A 21,072-nucleotide genomic window follows, 5' to 3' on the forward strand; every position below is an offset into this window, starting at 1 on the left:
CAATGGCCGAAATCAAGGAGTCGGTTAGGCCTACGTCAGCGCCTCGGAAGCCGGGGTGATGCGCAGGTGAAAACGCACTTCGCATCAGGGGAGAGCAACGAGATGAGAGCACTTCGATACTCGATCAACGTCACGCTCTGGCGTCCCGCAAGTATGACCTGAGGTCGACACTCGGTCTTGGTGTCAACAGATGAAGGGAATGAGATCTGTGCCAAGCCCGGGCCACTGTTTGTGTGCTTGGAGGAGTTGCGAGCCGCGTTCCCCTATCAGGAAGGCGTTCCTGGACCCGAGCCCGGGGCCGTGGCGGATGCGCTCAGGTGCGTCTGAGTTGCCGGCCGGACGTCAGCGCACCCAGCAGCGCCTCCATCGGCCCCTTGCCGACCAAGGCTGCCCACGTTGAGCAACCGATAAGCACCCCGATGGTCATAGGCCAGAAGGGGGCGAGTTCTCGGAAGTCGGTCCAAGGGTCGATATTCGGGTCGCGCCCGCTCTCGACCGAAATCCACACCGCCCAGATGACGATGTGCGAAACATAAGCTGTCAGCGGCATCGATCCGGCGGCGCGGATGGGCCAGAGCAGCCAACGCAGTGGAGTCGCGCCGATCAGCATGCACGCCCCGATCACTGCCAGTGCGAAGCCGCCCGAACCGAGAGCCTCTCCGATGCCTGAGGAATGGGGTTGGTCTTGCATCACCGACAGGATCCATGCATCCGACCAGGCATCTTCGTTGACGAAGCTGTCGGACGCAATCACCCGATTGCCAATCGGGCCGATAATTCCGTAGCCGACAAATGCGAACGCCGCTCCAACAATGAGGAGGCTCCAGGCGTGATGGGGACCTGCGCTGAGCACTCGGCCAGCCCCCATCCCCGCGGCGAGGAAGGCCGTCCAGAGAAGAAATGGGTAGTTCCAGCCCAGCATCCCCAAGGCATCCTCGATTTCCTGTCGGTCGGAACTGGTTGCCACGTTGTAGTCGATCGCCATGACGACAAAGGGCATTATCAGGGCCAGTAGCATGGCGAGCACGAACAGGGTGCTCGCAGGCAGACGCAGCAGCGGTATGCCAATCAGGAAGAGGATGGCGTAGGCCGGCAGGATGACGAATATTGGCACCTCGAGTCCGTCGAGGGTGATGCCAAGGACCCAGATGAGTGTGGCCCGAAGCACCAGCTCCGTCCGTCTTGACCACAGTCGGGTCGGCGCATCGTCATTGTCCTTGCGAGAAGTCGCGGCAGCCGTGACGAGCGCCAAGGAGACACCGGCGAGGGTGGCAAACAGGATAGATGAACGGCCAGAGACTATGCCTGACCACGTCTCACCCCGGCCCCATTCCAACGGCGTGATGACGGCAAGGTGCGCGGCGAACATGCCGAAGACCGCGAACCCGCGTGCCAGATCGATGCCGGGCAGCCGGTGCGGCGGTTCGAGCCGGACGAGGTTTGTCTTGAAACGCTCGAACAGCCGACGATGACGTAGCCGGGGGTTGCTCATGTAGCGCTCCGCTCATCTGTCTGGTGTGATCGCGGGCAGGGAATGCCAAGATGACGTAGTTCAGGCTGCCGCGACCGAGATGTCGTTCCAAGCTTCCCACGCAGTGACGCGAGGAGTCGGTTTTCGCGACGTCGAGTGAATAGCTGCCGAGGAAGAGCCGTCGCGGAGGCTCATCGGCGTCGACGCCTGCGAGCACCACTGCAGCGGTTGTCCGTGGATCTCACTAATTGGCTCTCGTTTGCGGATTCGAGGACGACCAGAATCCGGTTCGTGTGCTCGATGTTCCGCGTCGGCCCCGGCAAGCTGTCGCTGACCTCTCCGACGGCGAACATGCTCACCAAGGCAGCCATGGCCACCAAGTATCGTCCGCACATAAACCCGTTCTGCTTGTGCCGGGAATCGGGTGGCAGTCCACGCGGACAATTGTCACTCCGGGCTTCGTCTCTGGACGCACGTCTTGCCCAATTGCGAAAGTGTCTGTGGTCTCCATGGCTGGACGGGCAACTCTACGGTGTCGACTGGAGGTAATAGCAGTCCAGGGAGACGGAAGCTGTTGCACCGCCAAATGGTATGGGCCACCAGGACCGCAGGCGCTTTGAATTGGCTCCAGGCTCTAATTCCTTGGCAAAAGGAGAGTTCACCCTGCTGAAAAGAGGGGAGATTTCTGAAAAAAACTTTGCTGAAGTGGGGAAGCGAAGGGGGAGTTGGGCTGTTTTTGGATCAACTTCGTGAGGCAGACTGCGAACCTGAACTGAGTGACGGAGACGAGATAGTGCGAGCGTTCCGATCGCCGCGAGTTCAACAAATCGAGGTGGGACCGGTTGAAGCGTGGCGGCGGTGAATTCCAAGTGGCGCGGTCAACCTATATTCGGATGAGACTTATAGTGGAGGATGCGATTGACCCGAAGCCGTGACCGGCCACCCCTTGAGCAATGGTCGTTCGTCGTCTTGATTTGCCTTCTGTCAGCAGGGCTCTGGTTCGGTTGGTTCGGCTGGGACGCCGAGTACCAGTACGACGCAGCCACTGGCGAAATGACTGGACCGTATGAGATATGGCAGGGAGTGGCAGCGTTCCTGTGCGGCATCGTGGTGGTAGGGCTCGCCTACCGGCTCTTGCATTTTGTCGTTGCCCTGCTGGTAATTCCTATTTCCTTCACGCTTGCATGGATAAGCACTGCCTCCACCCTGGATTCGAGCGGCCTGTGGGTTGTCGGAGCGATACTTGTCGCCCTCGGTACTACTCTCGGCACAGCCGTCATGCTTGGCATAGCCGCAGCAGTCGACGCTATAGGTAACAGGCAAAGTAGCTCCGTTATCCCGAGTGAGTGATACTCGGCGTGTCCAGTAGCTCAAGGTAAATCGCTGAAACGTAAACAGTGCCCCGACGGATGGCCCTGCAGGACTGGGCGATTGGGGCTGCAGAAGGCTGCGAAAAGTGGCTCGTATGACTCTTCCGTGGACTTGTGGCGTGAGCCTTTCGGAGGTGATGTACCGGAGATACTCTGCGGACTTCGCTGACATCGACACAAACGTTCATGAGCACTGCCCGGAAGTGGGAGTTGGCCAGAGGGCGGGAGAACGAGGCGCCGTCGTTGAAGGACCCACCAGCCTAAACCGACCCCGCTAGGAAACGTTAGGGGGACGCCGCTAAAGTAGGGGGTTCCGGGATACGAGTCACATACGAGAACGCACCGCAGGTGGCGCGTCAGCTTCGGAGTAGCCAGTCTTATCCTTGGCCTCTATCTCCTGACCGGGCCGCTCAGCGACGGGTTCGCTGGTCTCGTGGGAGTCCTCTTCTTCAGCTTCGGCATCTCAGAGCTCTCGGGCTTGGCCCCCAAAATATAAATGGCGGTGATTCGCACTTCCGCGGTTACGCTTTTCGAGTCCGACATGAAAGCTAACTAAAAATGTCTGCTGCACTTTAAGGTGCACTACCGAGTTAGCTCCGAATTTTCCTGACGCAGTCAGATTGCGCCGAAACTGTCTCGGGGGAGGGGCGGAGTCATCGCTGATTGAAGATGTGACGGGAGGCAGATGATGGCAACATCTACCGAAGGGATGTTGGCGAAGCGCCCCTTTGGCCTAATGGCCGTGGAGGAGCATAAGAAGCGCATGTTCGTTGAGGTTCGTGGCTGCCTCCTGCACGAACAATCACCTTGCCTAGGTGCCCCGGCTGAACGCTTCCGGGCAGAGCACAAAAGACCAGCAGCGGCTGTCCAGTAGCCTCTAAAACATAGGGAGCAAACGCCCCTATCTAGTCCATTTGTTGCGGCGCCCGATAAAATCAGCCCTCCCACCACCGGGCTTAACTGCGGGCGGGTTATGCGGGAATCCGGCGACCGCGGCATCTCGCGGATTATTGTTCCTGGGAATTTTGGTGCGACTGGTCCGGTAGCGGGCCGGCTTACGGGACTGTGACATCTAAATGCCTGGCGAGTTCAACCGGTTGAACTCGCCATGCCATGTGGGACCGAGGTAGATCCCTGTGTGTTTATAGGCTTTGAGGTACTCGTTTCCACTCGAAACTGCACCGACCTGCCCGGGTTAGATGCGTGTGGCGCGATCGTGAATGGTGATTGTGTAACCGTCGGGATCCTGAAAGACGAATGTCATGCCGAATGGGCCCTCGAAGGGTTCCCGCAGAATGGTCGCCCCCGCCCCCGCTAGGGCACTGTGCAAGGCGACGGCCTCAGGATCATGCAGCCAGAGCGCAACGCCGAGCCCCAATGGGCCAGATTCGAGATCCAAGCCCGGCTCGGGGTCGCGAATCGCGAAGGTCGGCTGGGTATCGAAGACGACGGCGTGTGGAGGCGAGAAGGGTGCGCGGGTCAGGCCGACGGTGTTCTCGTAGAAGGCTGCCGCCTTCTCGAGGTCTCGTACCTGCAGGGCAATGAAGTCGGGACCGGTGACGGCCATAATGATTCTCCTTGTATGTCAGTTTCCTTACATCCAGACACTATGTCAGAATTCTTACATGAGCAACCGGGAACAACAAGTCGGATACGTGGTCAAGCAGGCACAATCATTGCTTCGTCTTCGCATGGAGGAGGCGCTGCACCGATACTCCCTCACTGTTTCCCAGTACTCATGCCTTCACCATCTGCTTCGCGAGCCGGGCATCTCCGCTGCTGGGCTGGCCCGGGCCACGTTCATGACGCGCCAGTCCATGAACTCGATGCTGCAGCAATTACTCGAACGTGGACTGGTTGAACGCCCTACCCGCCCCGAGAGCGGTCGCGCTTTACCGACAGCGCTCACACTGGAAGGTGCCGATCTTCTCGTCTCCGCACAGGCTGAAGTGGACAGAGTCGAAGAGCGGATGCTTTCAGGACTTAGCCCCTCAGAGCTCCTCTCGCTCACTCACGGACTCAACGCTTGCGTTAAGGCGCTGGAAGACTGAGCCTGCAGGCAGGACCACTTTCGTCGGCAGCTATCCCGCGAGACGTTCCACCTGCGGACGCGGGAGCGCTGAGCAGACGACTTCTGAAAACGACAACGGGACAAATGCTCCACCACGACATGAAGCGCCAATTTCCGGGTTTTTCAAACCGAATCGTAACCTCCAGCTTAAGGTGGAGACATGCTGCTTCTCGTGGATCTGGACAACACGCTGGTCGACCGGGCTTCCGCTTTTGACTCGTGGGCAATCGACTTCGTTGGAGCGCTCGGAAAGCCCAATTCGGAGGCAGATTGGCTCATCGAGACAGACCGGGACGGCTACGAACCTCGGGATTCACTGGCGCGCGCGATCAAGGAACGATTCAGCTTGGACATGCCCGTAGGGGATCTCGTGGACAGGCTGCTCAATGAGCACGTGCGTTCGATGACCATTGGGGCCCTCACTACGCAAGCACTTGCGAGGGCCCGCAAATATGGCTGGAAGATAGCCATTGTCACTAACGGAACAACGGCTCAACAGATGCTCAAAATCCAGGAGGTGGGGCTTGAACCGTATGTGGATGCTGTCGTCATATCCGAAGCTGAACGAGTCAAGAAGCCGGATCCAGAGATTTTCCGGATTGCGGCTCGTCGCCTGGGTGCAGAGCTCACCGGTGGTTGGATGGTCGGGGACCATCCAACTGCGGATATTGCTGGCGGCCAAGCAGCAGGTTTGGATACGGGCTGGGTTTCGCGCGGCAAGGAGTGGCCTGGCGAAACGGCCTCTCCCACACTCATCGCGGGCACTGCTGCCGAGGTCATCGATGCTGTTGTTCATCTGGGCACACTAGCTAAGTGATTCTGGCGCGGCTTACCGGATATCTTTGCTCTGCCCGGCTGCAGAAAATCGGCATGTCGGGATTGAATAATGATCGCTCGTCACTACAGTCGTGGCATGACTGATTTTCGCGTACAACAGGCATATTCCGAGAGAGCCGGTGAGTACACATCCGCACTCGGTGCGATCGACCAGATGCATGCGCTCGACAGACATCGCATTGGACGCTGGGCCAAGCTGATTAGCGGTCGCGTGCTCGACGCGGGATGTGGGCCGGGGCATTGGGCCGATTTCCTGCACAGGCGTGGCGTCAACGTCTCAGGCATTGATCTAGTTGCCGAGTTCATAGACGGGGCACGCCGCCGATTTCCCGAAGTCACATTTCAAGTTTCCTCACTCCGCCGTATCGACGTAGCGGATGGAAGCTTGGATGGTGTGCTCGCCTGGTACTCCCTGATTCATGTGCCGCCGGCAGAACTACCCGTGATCCTTTCCGAGCTTTCACGCGCGCTTGCACCACAAGGGCAACTACTCATCGGTTTCTTTGAAGGCGATCACGCAGAATCTTTCGACCATGGGATCACAACTGCTTACTACTGGTCTATAGAACAGATAACCTCACTGCTCCTTGCTGCGGGTTTCGACGTCATTGACATCGAAACGCGACAGGGTTCGGGAAGTCGACCCCACGCAGCAATTTCCGCGACTACCCGGTAAAGGCTCCCCTGCGGGATGAATCACCGTGGACGGGTACGTTCATTTTCCGAACGCGAAATACCCCGAAACCCGACCGGCTTGGGGGTACGACTAAAAGGTGGCTTAGGTAGGATGTGAATTCACATTCCATACCAGGGTTCAGGTCGTCGCGGGCCAGTGTTGTGCTGTCCCATTCAAGGTTCGACATACCGGACGCCGGTGTTCACGAAAATCGAGGCCGGAAACCACTGATCAAAAGACCGTCCGCCTGCCAACCGGATACGATCTAGTTCATGGATTGGGTTGCGGGAACAGTGCCGGCCTACATGGACCGGTGGGTTATAGGCCAGAGCGGGGACATGGTCATTACACCCTCCAGCTGGCTAGTTCCAGGTCGCTGGCATGACCGAAACGTCATGCTCAAGGTCGCCCGCGTTGCCGAAGAGGCACGCGGTGGCCGCGTTCTCGCTTGGTGGGCCGGTTGTGCCACAGCGGAGGTGCATGAAGTCAACGACCAGGCCGTCCTGATGGACCTGGCCTCCGGCAAACGGACCTTGACAGCGATGTGCCAGACAGGCCGCGATGATGAGACTACTAGTATCCTCTGCGAAACCATCGCCTCCCTGCACGGCGTCCCTGACAAATCGTCGGCTCCCAGTGATCTCGTGCCCTTGCCACTTTGGTTTCAAGACCTGATCGCGCCACCTGATGTAAAGCCTCATGCAGGCAAAATTGAGCGAGCGGTAACCATGGCACAAGAGCTACTGGAGGCTTCGACCGCAGAAACACAGGTGGTTCTCCATGGGGACGTCCATCATGGCAATGTTCTCGACTTCAACGAGTGTTGGCGTGCGATTGACCCCAAGGGGTTGTTCGGCCACCGGGCGTTCGACTACGCCAATATTTTCTGCAACCCGTCCACTGACGTGGCGTTGAAGAATTTTCACCGACGACTTGCGATCGTCAGCGAGCACTCAGGGCTCGACATCGATACGGTAAGATCATGTGTCATCGCTTGGTGCGCCCTTTCAGCCGTGTGGACCGATAAGAGCAGTGGCCCGCCATGGACGGCCCACGCCATCTTGAACACGTTTGGCTAGCACCAAGGGCCTGCGCTTCAGTCGCCGAACCCTGTCCGCAGGCGGTTCCCTCTACGGGCACCTGCAGGCAGTGGACCATGCTGACGAGTTTCCTTCTATATGGCTTTCAATAGCCAACTCCCATTTTTGGGCCAGTAGCCGCTCGGATGGCTTAGAAGCGACCCTGATGTGTCTCATAACCTAAGTGCCTCAAAACCCAAGGGATTCGGGATACTTGGCTCATGCGCACGACGCCCGTCATCCGCCGAAGTGTCGGGCACTCGTACGGCCACTGCATCGCCGAAGACACGGACGGTAGAATTGGCGCATGCCTGCGAGATTTACGACAGTCGACGAGTTCCTCACCGCGCAGTCGCTCGAGCGACGCGCTGACGTGGAGTCTCTCCGCAAGCTCGTACGTGAGGCTGAGCCCAGACTCGACGAGGTCGTTAAGTGGAACTCGCCCTCCTACACGCTCGACGGTATGGATCGCCTCACGATCAACGCTGCAGGGAGAGGGCCGGTGCAGCTAATTCTGCACTTCGGCACCAACCAGCCAGAAGACAAAGGTGCGGTGCCGACGTTCTCGAATGATCCAGATGGACTGCTGATCTGGCATTCCAACATTCGGGCCAGCCTCAGGTTGCCGAAAGCCGACCAGCTCGCCGCAGAGCGAGACGCGATCACCGCGGTCATCCGGGCGTGGCTTGCTCAGTAGAAGAGCGGCTGCGTCCCGGTGTCACAAAACCTGAGTGCCTCTTAACCTATGCGTTACGACACCCCTCAAGATGGTCTGTGTTGCCTTTTAGTCGTGCCAGGCTGGTGCTTCTGTGCTTGATAGTCCGGCTTTGCTGCAGTTTTTGAAAGCGCTTGGCTAGCCGGTCTTTCGAAGGAAAGGAATGCCTCCGCGGCTACTTTCGGTTGGCCTGAGAGGTGTCGGAGTGTGGTGAGGAGACGCGGGGTCTGTCTTTCCAAGCGCCGGTGGACCATAAGGTCACTGCGATGAGTGCTGGCTGGAAGAAGAGTCGCACTAGACGCTTGGAGTCGGTGTCGAGCCCGAATCCATCGCGCGCATGCAGCCACTGGGCGATGTTCCCGGGGAAGACGGCGATAAAGAACAGTGCCACCACCCAACCCACGGGGACTCGCCGCCGCGCGAGCAACATTAGCGCGGCACCGAGGGTGATCTCTGCAATGCCGGAGGCTACGACGACCAGGTCGGCATCAAGGGGCACGAACTTCGGGACCTGCGCTTGGAATTCCTCGCGGGCGACTGTCAGATGGCTGATGCCGGCGAACGCAAGCATTGCCCCCAGCACTAGACGAACGATCGTGCGTCCCGTGGATGTGCGTCCAGAGGGCGCGACGAGTCGTGCCAGGAATGACTTGCCGTTATCGGTCATTGTGAACCTTCCCAAGAATCATGCCGTTGTTTTGTGGTGCGCGTCGTAGGATAACGAGCTGATTTCATGAGCATAGTAGCTTTGCTCATACTCTTCAGAGGCGTGGTGTCCCATAACCTCAGTGTCTCTAAACCTATGTCATGCAAGACGGCTCTGAGCCTGATTTTGCCTCACCGACCATGGACCTGAAGTACCTAACTCCAACCGTGTCCAGCGCGGACGGGCCAGCCTGTCAAAAACGGTCCCATATGTCCAAGCCGCTACGGACCTATTTGCAGGGGCAAGGAGCCAGAATTCGATTTCTGGTGGGGGTTGGACGTCAAACGCGTTTGAGTGCAGATGCTTCTCCGAGACTGCTCAATTTCGTTATTTTCTCGTTACCCGAGGAGTGGGGCTTGTCAGGACTAGAATCAAGCAATGCCGAATACAACGAATCCCGAGAAGGTACGAGCTGAGCATCGCTGGCCTGCTGTTTTAGGGCTACTTGTCGCGTTGGGTTTGTATGCAGCTTTGCCTAGTGTCTTCTTTCCCGTGGTACGTTACACCGTGGTCGGGGTGGGTCTCGCGATGCTCATTCCGTTGATCATTTTGAATCCCCATCACCTGCATAAAGAAACGAAGTGGTCCAAGCGATTGGCCACCGGTCAGGCGCTGCTGTTAGTCACGGCCAACGGGGTGGCACTGGTCCAACTAATCATCTTGCTCACATCGAAGGGCAGCGACGACGGGCCAGGCATTTTGCTTGCTTCCTTGCAAATCTGGGTCACAAACATCATTGCCTTCGCGCTGGTCTTTTGGGAACTGGATCGAGGTGGCCCCGTCAGCCGGCGTCACACCAAACGCAAAGACCTTCCGGCAGCCGACTTCCGGTTTCCCCAAGACGAGGACCACGACGCTATCGAAGAAGTTGCCGCCCGCTCATCACAGAGAACAGGATGGGTGGCTTCCTTTATCGACTACCTGTATTTCTCCTTGTCCAACTCAATGGCCTTCAGCCCCACGGACACCATGCCCCTGTCCGCGCGCGCTAAAGCACTCATGGGACTTGAATCAGCCGGAGGATTCATCCTTCTGGCGCTCGTCATCGCCCGAGCCGTCTCTCTGCTGGAATAACCCACCCAGCGAAACTACGGGTGCTGGTCGGCACTGGTAGCTTCCTAGGACTTCTCCGACCAGCTCTTCAAAAATGTCTTCACAGCAAATGACACAAGTTGTCGTTCCTACCTGCTCAAAGCCCCAGATAACACCGGTGGCCCTGCCCCAGTCTCCAGGATGTTTACTGGAGGAGCTCTCGGTAGCTGAGTAGGTGCACAAGATTCAACTTTGTTTGGTGGCGAATACTGCACCCTCCACCTCGTCGGTTAGTTAGTACCAGCAATTTCCTGGGCCTTGGTCTGGGCTTGGTCACGAGGAGAGGGTATGAGGAATTTTCCGCGGGCTGGTGGAGGCACCAAAGACCAGTAGGCTCGGTGTTTTCGCATGAAGTGGCGTGCTGCCGTCGAAAAAAGCATGACTGCTAAATGCCGTTTGACGGCCTCGTCCATAACCACGCCTCAGATGCGGCGAGGGCTAGGGGGATGGAGTTCCTCCATTGACGTTGAGGGTTTCTCCTGTGACATAGCTGGATTCAGACGAGGCTAGGAAAACATAAGCTGGGGCAAGTTCTGTGGGTTGTCCGGCCCTTCCCAGCGGCGTTTTTTTACCGAATTTCGGGAGTTTCTCCTTGGGCTGGCCATCGCTGACCTGCAGGGGAGTCCAGATGGGTCCAGGGGCGACGGCGTTGACCCTGATGCCGCGAGGGGCGAGCTGCTGGGCGAGTCCTTTGGAGAAGTTGTTGATGGCGGCTTTCGTGGAGGCGTAGTCGATCAGGGTAGCTGAAGGGTTGTATGCCTGAATGGAAGTTGTGTTGATAATGGTGGAACCGGGCGCTAGGTGGGGCAGGGCTGCCTTGGTAATCCAGAACATGGCAAAGATATTGGTTTTGAAGGTCTCTTCGAATTGTTCGTCGCTAAGATCTTCAAGCTGCTCCACCGCGATTTGCCGACCGGCGTTGTTGACGATGATGTCTAGTCCTCCGAGCTCCTCGACGGCCTTCGCGACCAAGTCTCGTGCAGCCTTGGCTTCAGAGATGTCGCTAGGCAGGGGTACCGCCTTTTGCCCACAGTCTCGAATCAAGCCAACGATCTTTTGAGCGTCGGGTTCTTCGACAGGTAGATACGAGAGGGCGACGTCGGCCCCTTCCCTCGCAAATGCTATGGCAACGGCTGCACCGATGCCTGAGTCGGCGCCTGTGATGAGCGCTTTGCGCCCCGCGAGGCGGCCGGTTCCGCGGTAAGACTTCTCACCGCGGTCCGTCTGAGGCTCTAGATCACGATCCAGACCGGGTTCGGGTTGATCTTGCTTTGGCGGGCTGATGCTGGGGTAGCGGGTGACAGGATTTTGGAAAGTATATTGGTCTCCGTGTGCCATGTTGGGTTCCTTTCCTTAGCGCATATTAGGGCGCGTTGAATGATGTCGCGGCGCTCCGGATGAGACGCCTAAACCGGTGACTTAGTTTCCTGTTTCTGGGAGATGCCAGCTGGATTTGATCTTGCCCGTTTCGCTGCCGCTCAGAGCTGAGTCAGGAAATTCATCGGAAACCTCCGGGACGATATCCAGCGGGTTGGCACCGTTCGAGCTAATGTCAGCCGCCACCTCAGCCTGGCGTGAGTGATCTGGGGCCTGGTTTTTTGTGGAGGGCGGGATCAGCTTGTGGGCAAGGTCGGCGGCCGGTTCTTTGACAGTGTCTTGGACGGTGGCGATGTTGTTTTGAACTGCATCAGTGGTCCAGAGCGCTTTAGAAGCTGTCTTGATTTTTTCGTAGCTTGTCCGACCTGCACGGGTACCTAATACGTATCCGGCGGCCAGACCAGCCACAAAGGTGAGCTTTGCTTTCATTGTGTCCCCTTAGGCGAAGATCGATGAGGGTAGCAAGTACAAGCAGTTGTTAGAGATTTACGGTTCGGCTCTCGCCGGCGTCAATCTCTTCGCCTGTTATTCGGGCCTTGGCCCACTGGAAAAGGGTGGAGATGGCTCCGCCTGGCGATTCCCAATACTGGGCTCCCTCGGGGCGGACACGAATAAGGACTAAATCTTTGGATTCAGGACCGTCGGGATAGAACGCTGCCGCGGCTTCATTCCACATCTCCCGAGCCTTGGGCTCACTGGTGATAATCACAGCCGAACCATGAACAGAGAGCCAGTCATCCTTTCCGGTAAAGGAAAGATTAACCTGTGATCCCTCACCAATCTCTGCGACGGGCCCGGCACTAGTGGAGCTGAAGAACCACAGCTCTCCATCGTCTTCAACTTTAACCACCGTCATGGGCCAACTCTGAAGTGCCTCATCTGCCCCTAAGGCCGTTAGCATGCAGATCCGATGCTGCGTGATCATCTCAGTGACTTTATGAGTGTCTTCATTCATGGACATATGTTTGCTCCTGTCATTGCGCATGGAATCCAAATACAGTTCCAAGCCCGTTGAAGGCCGCCCGGATGGCGGGCGTCCTTCAGCGTTGCGCCGAAGTCGCGGCCACCACCAGGCTGCCGACACGGGTTTAGCTCGGGTAAGTTAAGCGGTGGTTTTGGAGCGGCCGGTGATGGCTCCATAGATTCCGGCGACGACTAGGCCACCCACGATCGCGAGGATCCAGGAACCGAGGTTCCAAAACTCCATCTTGCCTCCGCCGAAGAGCAGATCTCCGATCCACCCACCAACAATCGCACCGACCACACCCAAGATGAGGCTGGTGATCCACCCGCCACCAACCTTGCCCGGCATGATCGCCTTAACGATGACTCCGACAATAAGACCCAAAACGATCCAACCGATGAAACCCATGATTCCTCCTTGTAGGAAAGTGCATTACAGAGCAAAACTCTCTCTCAGTTCCTTAGACGGCGATGAGATTCTACTTCTTCTTCGCTTTAGCGGCCGCAGTCTTCTCCGTGTGGGTATCCGCACGTTTGAGCTCTCCGGTATTACTTTCCAAATGGGCCCGCATGAACCATTGGAAGAGCTCGAGCTTCGCTGTTTGGCCGATCAACATATCTTCGGTAATGGGGTCAATTTCTCCCGTAGCAGTGATCGCCTCACGATGGCTTGAAACGACACCGTCATACACGAGATCTAGAGCCGCCAAGTGTTCAGTTGTGGAAGCGCGACCGACGCTGTAATCATCCCAGTCACGCTCACGAACAATTGCCCCGGTAAGGCCATTGGGAGACACGCCCAGGGTGGCAATGCGTTCAGCGGTCTCATCAACCATGGCTCGAACGAGCTCAATCTGTGGGTCCAACTTTTCGTGGACTCCGATGAAATCCCGGCCCGCCACATTCCAGTGAGCGTGCTTCAAGGTGAGTTGCAGGTCGTTCAGGGCATGCAGCCTACCTTGTAACATAGCGGCCACCAGATGACCGATTTCCAAGGACAGGCCCGGGACCGTAAACGTTGCAGCGGAAGTTTTCTTGGAAACCATTCGAACTCCTCTCAAACCGGCCGACCTTCAACGACAGTCTTAACCCCACCCTAACCACAAAAACGACCAAAATATCAAAAAAGCGCCTTCATCGCGGGATACCAAAATTGCAAGTCCGTTGCTTCTAAGCCGGGTCCTTCTTCCCAACGCGTCTAGGGGTCCATGTCCAAGGCAAAGCCCTAGGAGCTTGCTTATTTCCTGCAGGGGTAGCAGCCCAATCCGGACGCTTCGGTTCAAGATGAGCGGAGTTGACGTTGTCACAATGAGCCATGAGCATGTGCGGACTAGATCACGGGTGGGGCTTCGGGAAAGAACGGGTCAGGATGGGTGGGCGAGCTGGGCTCCGGTACTGGAGGAATCGGCTCACCGGGCTGGTGCGGATCGGTGGGCGTAGTGGGATCTATGGGGGAGTTCGGTCCAGGATCTGCCGGGAGGGGGTCTGGGACTACGGGCTGTGGCTGTGTGGGCTGGTGCTCAATCATCTCTGATACCTCTCGTTGAATTCTCAGGTTCGTGGCCCGATGCTGACGGGACTTGGCAAAGCGCCAGCCGTCCTGAACGATGGCCGCTGTTTTCCATGCTATCGAGCTAGCTGGGACGCGTCCATAGTTCAAATAATCCCTGTCATAGCGCCCTGCATTGTGCCTGGGAACCTGGGGACAAGACCATCAGCGCTGGATCCTGAACCATAAAGTGGGCAGCTAGTCGCAGTTTAGGGATGCCTATTCCCCAGCAACGGGGCACGCCAGGGTGAGATGCGCCAGTGAGGGGTGCGGAGCGGAAGATTTCACCAGACTGAGAGAATCCGCGAGGGAGTGTCCAAGGGTTGAATCCGGTCACCAGAGTCCGTTGGACCATGGGTTTTCACAGAACGGCAACTGAGAAACAGCATCCTTATAGCCATCGTCTGTCGTGGCGGCCACCACGTGAACTCCCAGAACTCCGCTAGGGAGCCCTAGAGATCGCTTGGAGTATTGTCGCGACAGTGTGGCATCGACGATGAGGACGGCACGTGGTGTCGGGTGGCTTTTGGGTCATGGATTTTTTCGCCGGTCCTCGCTACAGTCGAAGTGGTAGACGAAGCAGGCATCATTGCGTGGTCGACTCGGTGGACTTGAAGTCTCCGCGCAAAAAGGCGTTAAGGTGCTTCGTCGAACCGATAAGAGGTAACTAAGTTTCCCGATGCGAATGCGGAGGTTAAACGATGTTTGAACACTTCAACACTGCAGACGAGGTCTTCCAATACAAGCTGGAAGTAGCTCTGAGCATGGAATACGATTCCTTGGACATGCACGACGCGATGGAAAAAGTCGCACTGCGCAGCGACGTGCAGGATCTGTTCCGTGATCATGCTCATGAAACACGCCAGCAAATTGAAAATTTGTTACAGAGCTTTAGGCTTCTTGGTGTCGAGGCCAATCAGGCGCCTTCACCCGCCACCAAGGGATTGGCCAAGGAACTTCGATCCCTTATCACCAAAACCGACAACACAGTTCTTGATGGCGTCTTGCTGGGCGGTGGATTAGAGGTAGTGCACTATGAGATGGCCATCTATGAATCCCTTGTCATCCAAGCCCGTGCCAAGGGCAGTGCCGGGATCGCTGAGTTGTTGACTCAAAACCTGAATCACGCAAAGGCAGCCATCGAGAAGATCAAGGCGGCGTTCGAATTAGTTGCCCGTGAAGATGCTGCAGCCCAGGAAGAATCAGCCGCAGACCCTAAACCTGCGATCGTGATACCTCCCTACCTTCCGCCGGGGAGCATTTAGCCAGGAATGTTATTTGCTAACAGAGGGAGAAGGACAGGAAAATGCCTGAGGACAAGAATCCCAGTTTGAAGGATCCAGAGATGTATCGGGCGCTTCGGGATGATGGTGCCTCTGAGCAAAAGGCTGCCAGAATTTCAAATGCAGCCGCTAAACGAGGCAGATCTGCTGTAGGAAGGAAAGGCGGAAAGTCCAAAGACTATGAGGACTGGACAGTGCCTGAACTGAAGGAAAAAGCCAAGGAGATTGGGCTGACTGGATATTCGAAGCAGCGTAAGGATGAACTGATCCACTCATTGCGCAATTCCTGATTGATGCGAAGAGTCTGGTTCTGAACGTTGTAGGGAGCGGAAGGCACAGCCCCAAGCCGTACCAAATAGCCATATGTTATGAAATAGGAGGACGAGATGAACGACAATACTAATGAACCGGTGGAAATATCCACACGCATGGCCGACGGGGAATGGACCCCCGAGTCGCTCGCAGAACAGCTCAGCTCCTACCAAGACAAACTGCGCGCGATGGGTGCGCCGGAATCTGAAATTGAAACGGCCGTGGAGACTCTGGCCGACGGATCGGCCACTGTCAAGGTCAGTTGGCACCGTGTAGGGTTGCACACCTTCGCAGAGATGGGGCAAAGCACCGTGCCGGAGGCGGAAAATTCTCGCGGACACGGAGAGATAATCCCCCCAGGAGATGCGACAGAGGACTCCAAAGGACTCGGTGCCGTGTACGGGGATGCAGAACGCTCGACCATTGATGAACCACCCACCCGCCGCGCCATGGAGGCACTGGACAAGCAGGTGGATCCTGACCTTCTAATCTTTACCACTGAAGAGGGAAAGACCTACGTCGAAGACGCAAATCCCACCAAGAACTGACACAACTCTTGGGAGCAGTCCAGAGGGCTACTTCCGCGGAAGAAGAAACCACACTCAACAGGAGGAATGCAATGGGTATCTCCGATAAATTTGATGCAGCAAAAGACAAAGTCGTAGGAAAGGTCAAGGAAACCGTGGGGAAGGCCACCGATGACAATGCCAAGGTGGTTGAAGGAAAGCTCGATCAGGCCAAGGGTGCAGCGAAAGACAAGCTGGCAGACACCAAGGCGCACCTGAAAGAAGATGCAACCGAGCTCCATACCGATGACACCGAGGGCGGAGCCTCCGTCAATCACAACGAATAGGGACCACGACAAGGCGTAGACGAGGAGGGTGCGGGAGCCTGCCCTCCTCGTCTACATTCGTCATGGCTTGTCCTCTGTCTGGTGACACGTTGAAGAGCTGATTTGGTTACAGGAATCAGTCCTGTGGTTCTTTGAGTTGGGAGTCCTCAAGATCTTCCTTTGCAACGGGCGGCTCCGTTCTCTGACCAACAGAGGAATCCCCAGTGGTTCCAAGAGTGGATCGCGAGCCTCTGCTGCCTGCTCTTCTCGGGATTCGTCACGGCCGGTTGGGTTTGTTCTCCATCCCGGCGTTCTTGGCCCGATGTGAAGCTATGGGCGAAGGAATTTCATCTTCGGGAGTTGCTGAGCATTAGCCACCTTGAGCCACCTTGTGGGCTCTCTGCTTCATGGGAAAGGGTTGGCTTTCTAACTGGCGTTCCGAACTATCTGACATCCTGATTGACGTATTCATCTGTGAGAGATCAGGAATGGTTCACTCATCATGAACCTTTTCGCAGGAAAATTGAACCCCCAGTCATGGGAAGAGGCCGAAGTGCCTCTATGCTGTGAATTATGGGAACTGCGGCCAAGCACGACGGACCTGACGCACATCATCAACGCGGTGAAGAGGTGACTGACGCCACCGTGAAAGCCTTAGGGAAACTCTCTGAGGCCCTCGAAGTCGTCGAGCACGCGCGAGGCCTCCTCTACGGCTTTCACCGACTGACCGGCAAAGCCGACTTGACCCTGGGCGATGCCGTGAGAATGCTTCACGACGCGGGACATCATGAACTAGCGAAGAACATCGAGCAGCGGATCGTTGGCAGGAACGTCATCAGCGGGCGCTGGACGTTCCAGATCGTTGAAGACTATGACGACGGGTACTATGCCGAGTTCAAGGAGGCCGAGAAACAGGCCCGAGAAGTACTTGCCGATGGTAAACGCCACTTGTTCGAGGCAGAGATGAAGGAGGAACGCAGGACCCATGGACGAGCCCATCATGAAGCAGTTCCAGCAGACGACCAGCTCTCGAACGACACCGATCCCTCCGGCTGATCTGGCTGTGGATTGATCGAGGCATGTCGACAATTTGCGGGAAAGCACAGCGATGTACCCGAGTAATGAGTCTGAGAACCCACACCCGTGCTACTACGCCTAGGGGCCGGAATTGGGTAGAGATTTCGTCTACTAGTTATAAGGCTCCTGTCTGCAACCTAGCCTTGAACTGTTGGGATCATGATCAGTCCGATGGCGACGATGCATTTTGGAAGACTACCTCGCCGGTCTTGCCATTCATGCAGGTGTTGAGCGGGCGGATAAGAAAATCATTCGCCAGTTTCACCAACCCTTGGTGGCTGTATAGTCCAGGGAGGATGACCTAGCGGATCTTCACGGCAACCTCTTTGTCAATTTGGCGGGAGTGGGCCAACGATGTAGCCGGGTCAATCCATCGATTTTGGAGATCAAATGGCAGGGCTGGCACTCAAACATCTCGCAGCCCTACTTGCATCGTTTCTGCACTGGCACGGGCGAATCAAGATTTCGTGGCTCCGCTGCTTACCGCATCTCGGATGTCAACGTGTCGGAGACGCTTTGGGGTGAGATGGAACCATGCGCTGCTCGGTGATGCCAGCCTACGCGGACGGATAGTTTTCGTTACGGAACACGCGTGCCAAGTGCGCGGCATTGCGAGAAAGCACCGCCGTGGCAGAGGCTACTGCCTCGGGAATAGTGTCTAGGTCTTTGTAGTCCATTGTCTGCATAGCTTCACCCACCCAGTACGTCGATCCCTGCGCTGGAAAAGTGAAACCGACGTCGTTCATGCCCTGCATCATGTCGGCGATAACGTTGTGCGCGCCGTCCTCATTTCCTACGACGGCGACGATAGCTACCTTCCCGAACATGATGGGCCGCCCTTGATCATCAGTCTCGGATAAGTCGGCGTCGAGCCTTTCCAATACCTGCTGTGCAAGGCTGCAGGGATGTCCCATCCAAATAGGTGTGGCCAAGACAACGATGTCAGCGGCAAGGATACTTGCCCGAATGGTAGGCCATTCATCTCCATCGCCCATATCGACCTTCACCCCTGGCTTGATCTCGTGATCGACAATGCGCAGGGACGCTGTTGTGACGCCGTGTTTTTCTAGGTCGGCTAAAACCTGGCGTGCCAAAACCTCGCTGCTTGAAGGTTCCGGAGAAGGTGTGAGACTGCAGACGATGGCAATAGCTGACAAGTCGGTCATGAATGTTCCCTTCGAGATCGCTGAGGAGCAGCAAAACCACACGCGCGTCACTGTGCAGAAAAACCTCTCAGGCGTCTGCAATGACGATCCTGTAGCACGCGACTCAACCCTCCCAGGTACTTCTGGTTCGGTCTATTAGCAGTACATCATGCAACGAGGCTTCCGGCCATTGCTCGCTAAAAAGCGGAGTCGGATGCGTCGCTTGGGAACGAGAGGGCGGGCCAAAACGGAAATTCAGAGTATTCTCGACAAATGTCACGCCGGAGCCAATTCTTCGCGAGCCCCGGCAGCCTAGTGCGTTGGTAACCTCTGAGATCGAACAATCAGATTCTCATGTAGCGATATTGCTAGATATATCGCCGATGGGGAAATGCGTTAGCCGATCGCTCACTATTCGCCGTTTTGAGCGCGCTGGCGTGCGTCGTTGGTGTCAATGGATGTCTGCGGGAACCTTTTTGATTGGAGTCTAGGGTGTCGGGTTTCCCATAAGGGGAACCTTCTCCGGGCCGGCTGATGCTTTGGCTATGCCCTGTCGGCTAGCTCTTTTATCCGCAGACGCTGCTCTTTCCACTGATCGGGCGTGAGGTCTGGAATGTTCGGTGCGGATGGGCGCAAACCGATGAAGCCGTCTAACTGCTCGCGCACGATATCCAAGTGTCCGGCATGACGGTGAGACTCGGCGATCATGTGCACCAGGAGGCGTTCCACCGTGGTGTGCCGATGCTTTATCCACCACGGCACCACGGCCGGGGAATCCAGTTCCAATTCGTCGAGTACTGCATCGGCTGCGGCGGTTGTCTCTCGATAGATATTAACCGCATCGACAAGCGCCATATTTGGCGGCGGGAGGAAGTCTGCCTGAGCGTCCTCTGCTGCGATGATGTCCCGGATGACGGGGTTCTCAATTTCCCGTCCAAGACATGCAATGAAATATTCGGATTCAGTGACGGCCAGATGGAGAAGTAGGCCCATGACATGGGTGCCTGTTGGAGTCAAAGGAGTACGTGCTTGGGCATCACTCAAGCCCTCACATTTCCACAAGATTGCTTCGCGGGCATCGTTCAGATATTCACGAAGCTGTGCCCCGCTGGCGTTTTTATCAATTGGCATGAACTGAGTCTAATATTGCTGTCATTCTCAGTACCCATCCGCACAGCCCTCGCCTGTCCGGAGAGTAACCTCATGCGAGACGGTGCTAGTTGACCTCAAAGCGGTTGAACTGACATCCTCGACTACATGCGTCCCAACCTGATCGTTATCGCGAGTATCGTTGTCATCCTTGCCACAAACATCGCATTGGACGTATCCACAGATATTCCTATGCTGATTCGTTGGACTGTGGCGGTTGTCCTAGGGCTGGTCGTAAGTTTCACACTGACCAAGTTGTCCAAACGTAGGCAACAAACATTAACCAATGGCACATCGGGCCGCCCGTAAACAGGCATCGGATCAAATTTCCAAAACCGGGCTGGTCGTGGGCTGCGCTAGCAACTGTGCAAGAGCCCATTCCAACCGGCCATCCGCACCAAATAAGGACCCCTCTGCGGGATAGGCATGTGTAAACGCCAATGTCGCTTTACCTGATGATGTATTCCGTGGCGACGTGAGGATCAGCCAAGGAGTGCTTCTGCCACCAGATCGGCATCCTAGCGGTTGGACAAGACGAACTGGTAGCGGTGACCACTGGAATCCGAGAAGGTCACGGCGGCGGAACCACCCATGGTCGCGTCAGGGAGCCGCGTTCATGCGAGGTTGCAGGCCAGTTCACCAGCCCCAGGTTTATGCCGTTATCCGCTGGATGCTACTGAGCCTGACTCGACTTAGCGGTGGCGGGTTGTGCTCTGGGGTGGGCGGCATCGCCTGCGATGATGGAAAGCATCAAGACTCCGCTGAATACAGCCATAGCTGCTGCGGCTCGCGGGTCCCAGAACCAGCCCAGGACCAATCCTGCTGCACCCAGGACCACCATAATCACTCCCAATGGCGTAAACATGGGTGTATGGAAGGCCGCGGCGAAGGGAAGGAAATGCAGTCCGACGGCCACCACGATCAAGGCCGGCCGCAGCCCGGTCTTGTCGGCGTTCTCCAGAACCAGGGTGCCGAGCCGGATCAGCAGGAGCATTCCGACGACACTGCCTAGATAGATGACTCCGCTCTTGGCCCCTACCCGATTGATCTGGGTGAAGACTCTCGGTGTGAGAAACACCAAGATGATGTATGCCAATAGCGCCACTGCCCAAATAATGACGGCCACCACGGTCCACGGGGTCTCTAACTCCCCACGGTAGGCCAATACGAACACTGTCGATCCGGCTGCCCCGATGATTGTGCCCCACACCCGAGGGTCCCACACGCGTTGAATGCCTCGCGTACGGATGAAACGCGGACGCTCTTCGGTCTCTTTCATACGCACCATTATCCACAGCAGCGGCAGAACAGGTGGAGTGTTTGAAATTCCCCGCACAGGATCGTCATGTTCACTGCACGACCACCACG

Annotated in this window: 23 protein-coding genes; 12 read left to right on the forward strand and 11 right to left on the reverse strand. The window is 56.7% G+C overall.

The window, feature by feature from the left end; translation table 11 throughout:
• Positions 1-313 precede the first annotated feature (313 nt).
• Entirely contained in the window at positions 314-1,492 is a 1,179-nt protein-coding gene (locus CXQ93_RS06940; protein WP_104109668.1) for a heparan-alpha-glucosaminide N-acetyltransferase domain-containing protein, read from the reverse strand.
• 891 nt (positions 1,493-2,383) lie between these two features.
• On the opposite strand from CXQ93_RS06940, the gene CXQ93_RS06945 reads away from it, so the two are divergent.
• A complete protein-coding gene (locus CXQ93_RS06945) occupies positions 2,384-2,821 on the forward strand; it encodes a hypothetical protein (protein ID WP_181036077.1) in 438 nt (145 codons plus the stop codon).
• A gap of 1,215 nt (positions 2,822-4,036) precedes the next feature.
• On the opposite strand, the gene CXQ93_RS06955 is transcribed toward CXQ93_RS06945, so the two are convergent.
• Complete coding sequence (locus tag CXQ93_RS06955) at positions 4,037-4,408, reverse strand: VOC family protein (RefSeq protein ID WP_104109670.1); 372 nt, start codon at positions 4,406-4,408, stop codon at positions 4,037-4,039.
• A 58-nt stretch (positions 4,409-4,466) separates the two neighbouring features.
• Between CXQ93_RS06955 and CXQ93_RS06960 the strand changes: the two genes are divergently transcribed.
• The 5 genes from CXQ93_RS06960 to CXQ93_RS06980 all read left to right on the forward strand — a co-directional run bounded on the left by CXQ93_RS06960 (position 4,467) and on the right by CXQ93_RS06980 (position 8,201).
• Positions 4,467-4,892: a MarR family winged helix-turn-helix transcriptional regulator gene (locus CXQ93_RS06960; RefSeq protein WP_104109782.1), complete on the forward strand. Its 426-nt coding sequence runs from the start codon at positions 4,467-4,469 to the stop codon at positions 4,890-4,892.
• A gap of 180 nt (positions 4,893-5,072) precedes the next feature.
• Positions 5,073-5,729 (forward strand): HAD family hydrolase, encoded by a 657-nt coding sequence (locus CXQ93_RS06965; protein WP_104109671.1) that lies wholly within the window; start codon positions 5,073-5,075, stop codon positions 5,727-5,729.
• A gap of 96 nt (positions 5,730-5,825) precedes the next feature.
• Positions 5,826-6,425, forward strand: a complete 600-nt coding sequence (locus tag CXQ93_RS06970) for a bifunctional 2-polyprenyl-6-hydroxyphenol methylase/3-demethylubiquinol 3-O-methyltransferase UbiG (RefSeq protein ID WP_104109672.1) — start codon at positions 5,826-5,828, stop codon at positions 6,423-6,425.
• A gap of 272 nt (positions 6,426-6,697) precedes the next feature.
• Positions 6,698-7,504, forward strand: coding sequence for an aminoglycoside phosphotransferase family protein (locus CXQ93_RS06975; protein ID WP_104109673.1), 807 nt, complete (start codon positions 6,698-6,700; stop codon positions 7,502-7,504).
• Between the two features lie 307 nt (positions 7,505-7,811).
• A complete protein-coding gene (locus CXQ93_RS06980) occupies positions 7,812-8,201 on the forward strand; it encodes a DUF1801 domain-containing protein (RefSeq protein WP_104109674.1) in 390 nt (129 codons plus the stop codon).
• A gap of 193 nt (positions 8,202-8,394) precedes the next feature.
• Here CXQ93_RS06980 and CXQ93_RS06985 read toward each other — a convergent pair whose 3' ends face one another.
• A complete protein-coding gene (locus CXQ93_RS06985) occupies positions 8,395-8,886 on the reverse strand; it encodes a MauE/DoxX family redox-associated membrane protein (protein ID WP_104109675.1) in 492 nt (163 codons plus the stop codon).
• Positions 8,887-9,303: 417 nt separating this feature from the next.
• On the opposite strand from CXQ93_RS06985, the gene CXQ93_RS06990 reads away from it, so the two are divergent.
• The gene (locus tag CXQ93_RS06990; protein ID WP_104109676.1) at positions 9,304-9,999 is read left to right on the forward strand and encodes a hypothetical protein; all 696 of its coding nucleotides are present in this window, start codon (positions 9,304-9,306) and stop codon (positions 9,997-9,999) included.
• Between the two features lie 456 nt (positions 10,000-10,455).
• On the opposite strand, the gene CXQ93_RS06995 is transcribed toward CXQ93_RS06990, so the two are convergent.
• The 5 genes from CXQ93_RS06995 to CXQ93_RS07015 form a co-directional block, all read right to left on the reverse strand.
• Positions 10,456-11,355 (reverse strand): SDR family oxidoreductase, encoded by a 900-nt coding sequence (locus CXQ93_RS06995; protein ID WP_104109677.1) that lies wholly within the window; start codon positions 11,353-11,355, stop codon positions 10,456-10,458.
• Between the two features lie 81 nt (positions 11,356-11,436).
• Positions 11,437-11,823, reverse strand: coding sequence for a protoporphyrinogen oxidase (locus CXQ93_RS07000; protein ID WP_104109678.1), 387 nt, complete (start codon positions 11,821-11,823; stop codon positions 11,437-11,439).
• Between the two features lie 49 nt (positions 11,824-11,872).
• Positions 11,873-12,379 carry a pyridoxamine 5'-phosphate oxidase family protein gene (locus CXQ93_RS07005; protein ID WP_146073178.1) on the reverse strand — a complete coding sequence of 169 codons (507 nt, stop codon included), beginning with the start codon at positions 12,377-12,379 and terminating at the stop codon, positions 11,873-11,875.
• Between the two features lie 117 nt (positions 12,380-12,496).
• Positions 12,497-12,766, reverse strand: a complete 270-nt coding sequence (locus CXQ93_RS07010) for a GlsB/YeaQ/YmgE family stress response membrane protein (RefSeq protein WP_104109680.1) — start codon at positions 12,764-12,766, stop codon at positions 12,497-12,499.
• A 70-nt stretch (positions 12,767-12,836) separates the two neighbouring features.
• Positions 12,837-13,403, reverse strand: a complete 567-nt coding sequence (locus CXQ93_RS07015) for a Dps family protein (protein ID WP_104109681.1) — start codon at positions 13,401-13,403, stop codon at positions 12,837-12,839.
• A 1,204-nt stretch (positions 13,404-14,607) separates the two neighbouring features.
• On the opposite strand from CXQ93_RS07015, the gene CXQ93_RS07025 reads away from it, so the two are divergent.
• From CXQ93_RS07025 to CXQ93_RS07045, 5 genes are all read left to right on the forward strand, one after another.
• Positions 14,608-15,171, forward strand: coding sequence for a ferritin-like domain-containing protein (locus CXQ93_RS07025; RefSeq protein WP_104109683.1), 564 nt, complete (start codon positions 14,608-14,610; stop codon positions 15,169-15,171).
• Between the two features lie 41 nt (positions 15,172-15,212).
• Positions 15,213-15,479, forward strand: a complete 267-nt coding sequence (locus CXQ93_RS07030; protein WP_104109684.1) for a Rho termination factor N-terminal domain-containing protein — start codon at positions 15,213-15,215, stop codon at positions 15,477-15,479.
• 96 nt (positions 15,480-15,575) lie between these two features.
• The gene (locus tag CXQ93_RS20615) at positions 15,576-16,049 is read left to right on the forward strand and encodes a hypothetical protein (protein ID WP_181036079.1); all 474 of its coding nucleotides are present in this window, start codon (positions 15,576-15,578) and stop codon (positions 16,047-16,049) included.
• Positions 16,050-16,120: 71 nt separating this feature from the next.
• The gene (locus CXQ93_RS07040) at positions 16,121-16,354 is read left to right on the forward strand and encodes a CsbD family protein (protein WP_104109685.1); all 234 of its coding nucleotides are present in this window, start codon (positions 16,121-16,123) and stop codon (positions 16,352-16,354) included.
• Positions 16,355-16,906: 552 nt separating this feature from the next.
• Positions 16,907-17,389: a hypothetical protein gene (locus CXQ93_RS07045; protein WP_104109686.1), complete on the forward strand. Its 483-nt coding sequence runs from the start codon at positions 16,907-16,909 to the stop codon at positions 17,387-17,389.
• Positions 17,390-17,967: 578 nt separating this feature from the next.
• On the opposite strand, the gene CXQ93_RS07050 is transcribed toward CXQ93_RS07045, so the two are convergent.
• The 3 genes from CXQ93_RS07050 to CXQ93_RS07060 form a co-directional block, all read right to left on the reverse strand.
• Positions 17,968-18,576: a flavodoxin family protein gene (locus CXQ93_RS07050; RefSeq protein ID WP_104109687.1), complete on the reverse strand. Its 609-nt coding sequence runs from the start codon at positions 18,574-18,576 to the stop codon at positions 17,968-17,970.
• Between the two features lie 522 nt (positions 18,577-19,098).
• Positions 19,099-19,686, reverse strand: coding sequence for a DinB family protein (locus CXQ93_RS07055; RefSeq protein WP_104109688.1), 588 nt, complete (start codon positions 19,684-19,686; stop codon positions 19,099-19,101).
• A 691-nt stretch (positions 19,687-20,377) separates the two neighbouring features.
• On the reverse strand, positions 20,378-20,983 hold the full coding sequence (locus CXQ93_RS07060; protein ID WP_104109689.1) for a hypothetical protein: 606 nt from the start codon (positions 20,981-20,983) through the stop codon (positions 20,378-20,380).
• Positions 20,984-21,072 lie beyond the last annotated feature (89 nt).

It is taken from the genome of Arthrobacter sp. N199823 (assembly GCF_002929705.1).
Classification (GTDB): Bacteria; Actinomycetota; Actinomycetes; order Actinomycetales; family Micrococcaceae; genus Specibacter.

Bases quoted from the DNA above. Each gene is read 5' to 3' on its own strand.
- CXQ93_RS06945 (WP_181036077.1), top strand. From the start codon at position 2,384: ATGCGATTGACCCGAAGCCGTGACCGGCCACCCCTTGAGCAATGGTCG.
- CXQ93_RS06995 (WP_104109677.1), bottom strand. From the start codon at position 11,355: ATGGCACACGGAGACCAATATACTTTCCAAAATCCTGTCACCCGCTAC.
- CXQ93_RS07010 (WP_104109680.1), bottom strand. From the start codon at position 12,766: ATGGGTTTCATCGGTTGGATCGTTTTGGGTCTTATTGTCGGAGTCATC.
- CXQ93_RS06980 (WP_104109674.1), top strand. From the start codon at position 7,812: ATGCCTGCGAGATTTACGACAGTCGACGAGTTCCTCACCGCGCAGTCG.
- CXQ93_RS06985 (WP_104109675.1), bottom strand. From the start codon at position 8,886: ATGACCGATAACGGCAAGTCATTCCTGGCACGACTCGTCGCGCCCTCT.
- CXQ93_RS07030 (WP_104109684.1), top strand. From the start codon at position 15,213: ATGCCTGAGGACAAGAATCCCAGTTTGAAGGATCCAGAGATGTATCGG.
- CXQ93_RS06955 (WP_104109670.1), bottom strand. From the start codon at position 4,408: ATGGCCGTCACCGGTCCCGACTTCATTGCCCTGCAGGTACGAGACCTC.
- CXQ93_RS07050 (WP_104109687.1), bottom strand. From the start codon at position 18,576: ATGACCGACTTGTCAGCTATTGCCATCGTCTGCAGTCTCACACCTTCT.
- CXQ93_RS07055 (WP_104109688.1), bottom strand. From the start codon at position 19,686: ATGCCAATTGATAAAAACGCCAGCGGGGCACAGCTTCGTGAATATCTG.
- CXQ93_RS07060 (WP_104109689.1), bottom strand. From the start codon at position 20,983: ATGAAAGAGACCGAAGAGCGTCCGCGTTTCATCCGTACGCGAGGCATT.
- CXQ93_RS07015 (WP_104109681.1), bottom strand. From the start codon at position 13,403: ATGGTTTCCAAGAAAACTTCCGCTGCAACGTTTACGGTCCCGGGCCTG.
- CXQ93_RS07040 (WP_104109685.1), top strand. From the start codon at position 16,121: ATGGGTATCTCCGATAAATTTGATGCAGCAAAAGACAAAGTCGTAGGA.
- CXQ93_RS06970 (WP_104109672.1), top strand. From the start codon at position 5,826: ATGACTGATTTTCGCGTACAACAGGCATATTCCGAGAGAGCCGGTGAG.
- CXQ93_RS06960 (WP_104109782.1), top strand. From the start codon at position 4,467: ATGAGCAACCGGGAACAACAAGTCGGATACGTGGTCAAGCAGGCACAA.
- CXQ93_RS07025 (WP_104109683.1), top strand. From the start codon at position 14,608: ATGTTTGAACACTTCAACACTGCAGACGAGGTCTTCCAATACAAGCTG.
- CXQ93_RS06965 (WP_104109671.1), top strand. From the start codon at position 5,073: ATGCTGCTTCTCGTGGATCTGGACAACACGCTGGTCGACCGGGCTTCC.
- CXQ93_RS07000 (WP_104109678.1), bottom strand. From the start codon at position 11,823: ATGAAAGCAAAGCTCACCTTTGTGGCTGGTCTGGCCGCCGGATACGTA.
- CXQ93_RS07045 (WP_104109686.1), top strand. From the start codon at position 16,907: ATGGGAACTGCGGCCAAGCACGACGGACCTGACGCACATCATCAACGC.
- CXQ93_RS07005 (WP_146073178.1), bottom strand. From the start codon at position 12,379: ATGCGCAATGACAGGAGCAAACATATGTCCATGAATGAAGACACTCAT.
- CXQ93_RS06940 (WP_104109668.1), bottom strand. From the start codon at position 1,492: ATGAGCAACCCCCGGCTACGTCATCGTCGGCTGTTCGAGCGTTTCAAG.
- CXQ93_RS20615 (WP_181036079.1), top strand. From the start codon at position 15,576: ATGAACGACAATACTAATGAACCGGTGGAAATATCCACACGCATGGCC.
- CXQ93_RS06975 (WP_104109673.1), top strand. From the start codon at position 6,698: ATGGATTGGGTTGCGGGAACAGTGCCGGCCTACATGGACCGGTGGGTT.
- CXQ93_RS06990 (WP_104109676.1), top strand. From the start codon at position 9,304: ATGCCGAATACAACGAATCCCGAGAAGGTACGAGCTGAGCATCGCTGG.